We start from the raw sequence: 2,730 nt of genomic DNA on the forward strand, positions 1-2,730 counted from the left end.
GGGGGCCTTGCAGCTCGTACGCTCCTTGAGCCGTGTCGTCTCGGGCAATGCGTCGTGCCTCGTCGAGCCAGCCGATGAGGCGGCCTCGCACCGTCTCGGATCTGCTTTGCCCCATCCCGTCTTCTGCGTGGGCGAGTGTGTCACCGACCGAGATGCCTTTCAGCGTCCAACGCAGGGTCCAGGAGCGGCCGACGCTCTGCGCGAGCTTGTCGAGGTCGGCTGCCACGTCGAGTAGTGCCATGCCCGACGCCACGGCGTCGCGAATCCGTCGGGCGCGGCCTGCCGCGAACGACCACCCGGCCAGAGCAAGCACCGACGCCGCAGCATCAGAACGACGGATAACAGTCAGCCGTCGTTCGTCGTCCACCAACCGGCGACGCTCACCCGGAACAAGGCCGTCACCGCTCGGTTGCGCCGCGGGAAGGATTTCTGCCTGGGCGCTGACGATCACATCACCTTGGAGCACGCAGCGCACAACGAGACCGGCCGGCCAGTGGGGGAGTACCGGGCCAAGCGGAACGTGAAGCACATCCATTTCGAGGCCGTCGCGATCGGGTCCGCCATTGGCCAGAGGAATCCCCCCCGGCATGTCCATGTCCATGTCCATGTCCATATTCATGTCATGCTCAGTCGATTCGCCGCTGCCGCCATGCGCTGCATGCTCGGTGTGCGCGGTCTCGGCGTGTGGTTTTGCCGGCTGGCGCGAGCGGGCTTGCGCATCGCTGTGCTGTCTGGCGTTATCGAGGAGCTCATCCACGGCACGGTCTAGAGTCGAGGCGACATCGCTTGCGGTGATCACCGCCGCGCGTGCGCGTGGACCGGGAAGCTGTGACCAGAGGCGCGCGGACACGGACTCGAGTTGCTGTCCCGGTTCCCCGCAGACCAGCAGAACGTCGGCATCCGCTGGGGATATCGCCGGCGCCCAGCCCCGACGGGCTAGTTCCGCCTCAACGCGCATTCGAGTCTCCCCCCAGCCGGGAACTTCCAGCACCAGCACGTGCACTCTGCGGGTGGCGCGTCCTGCCATACTGCTTCTTAGACCCACCGCAGCGCACCCTCTCGCCAGGCCCAGACGACACCGACCATGAGCACACCGAGAAAGACGAACATCTCCACAACGGCGCCGATTCCGTCTTTTGCCACCACCAGTGCCCAGGGATACATGAAGAGCATCTCCACGTCAAAGGCCAGAAATAGCAGGGTCAACGGGTACCACCTGGCGTGGTAGCGGGACAGCGCATGTTCCTCCGGCTCCCAGCCGGAGAGGAACGGCAACCGTTCAAGGGGGTCGCGGGCCACCGCGGTGTACCGTGCCACCAGGTAGAGGCCGCCCACTGTCAGCAGTGCGACTGCGAGTAGAACGGCAATGCCGATATAGGTGGACACGCGCCTCCCTCCCACCGCTCCTCGGCCTCAAGGCCTTTATAGATCGGCGTGCTCTCCAACCTAGTCCGAGTGAGCTACTGCGGATATTTCAGGCAGTGGTCTCTCTGAAAATGAGGGGGTAAAACATTGAGCCCACTATCGGAACTTCGATGCTCAGCACCTTCCACAACCCTACGTGGACGCTCCTGAATCCGTCACGTTTGACTGTTTCTGCATCGCTTGCGATACGGAGACTAAATGACTGGTTGTGTGACAGTTTCTGTCCTCCTCAAGAGCGCAATCACTCTGTTCGAGCGCCCGTTAGCCGCACGTCTACGGGGCTTCTCCTAGACTCGGTCCCATGACTGGCGATGTGGTTCGGGATGCATACGCAGGTCGGGCGGAGGAATACACGGCGTTGCTCGGATCGATGGCTAACACGCACGAATCGGATCAGCGGCTTGTCGCCCAGTGGGCGCGCGACCTGCGGGGCGCGGTCATCGACGCGGGGTGCGGTCCTGGGCACTGGACCGATTTCCTGAAAAAGCGTGGTGTTGATGCGGAGGGTATCGATCACGTTCAAGCTTTCATCGTGCAAGCAAGAAAAAGATTTCCGACGGTCCCATCCCGAGTCGCGTCACTGGACGATCTCGAGGCCCCAGACGGATACGCAGCTGCAATTCTTGCGTGGTACTCCGTTATCCACCTTGCCCCGAATGACTTGCCAGCGGTTTTGCGCGAGTTTGCCCGTTGTATTGCTCCTGGAAGTAGTCTCCTCCTCGGTTTCTTCGAGGGTGACGCCGTTGTGCCGTTTCCGCACGCCGTTACGACCGCCTACTTCTGGCCTATCGGTGAGATGAGCACGCAGCTCGAGGCCGCAGGGTTTCACGTTCACGCGGTGACCACCCGAATCGATGGTTCAGTGCCCTCAGAAGTTCCGTGTCAGCTACAAGCTCCGACGCCGATTCGTCCAAGGAACCTCAAAGGTCTACCGCTAGACAGCCTGTGTCATAAGCCGAGCCCCATACGGGGCGCTTGATTTGCGTGTCAGAGCGCCTGCCCGCACCGCCTCGACGACGAAGCTCGGGTCGATCGAGTAGGGGTTGGTCCCCGTGGATGGCCGAATCTTGATCCGGAATCTGGATGCGTGCTGAGCCTTGGTTGCGTCTAAATCAGCGACAGAACGACGGGTAGAACTAAGGCAACGCCTACATATGCGAATGCAGTAAGCGGGATGATGCTGGGTAAGGGCAGCGGTCGGTGTCGAGTACGAGGAAGGGTGTTGAACGTCTCGCGGGGTGACGATGTGGGCGTCTTCCCCGGTGACGATGGGTTTTAGCGCGGTCGGATTTGGTGTCTGGTCGT

Annotated in this window: 3 protein-coding genes; 1 reads left to right on the top strand and 2 read right to left on the bottom strand. The window is 61.9% G+C overall.

Annotation, left to right across the window (positions count from 1 at the left end):
* Both CXY75_RS00180 and CXY75_RS00185 read right to left on the bottom strand, forming a co-directional pair.
* On the bottom strand, positions 1 to 1,027 hold a 1,027-nt coding region (locus CXY75_RS00180), incomplete at its 3' end, for a hypothetical protein (RefSeq protein ID WP_146069285.1).
* Between the two features lie 8 nt (positions 1,028 to 1,035).
* Complete coding sequence (locus tag CXY75_RS00185) at positions 1,036 to 1,386, bottom strand: NADH-quinone oxidoreductase subunit A (protein WP_104080889.1); 351 nt, start codon at positions 1,384 to 1,386, stop codon at positions 1,036 to 1,038.
* A 340-nt stretch (positions 1,387 to 1,726) separates the two neighbouring features.
* Between CXY75_RS00185 and CXY75_RS00190 the strand changes: the two genes are divergently transcribed.
* A complete protein-coding gene (locus CXY75_RS00190; protein ID WP_104080890.1) occupies positions 1,727 to 2,404 on the top strand; it encodes a bifunctional 2-polyprenyl-6-hydroxyphenol methylase/3-demethylubiquinol 3-O-methyltransferase UbiG in 678 nt (225 codons plus the stop codon).
* The last annotated feature ends 326 nt before the right edge of the window (positions 2,405 to 2,730 follow it).

It is taken from the genome of Cryobacterium sp. Y11 (assembly GCF_002929535.1).
GTDB lineage: Bacteria > Actinomycetota > Actinomycetes > Actinomycetales > Microbacteriaceae > Cryobacterium.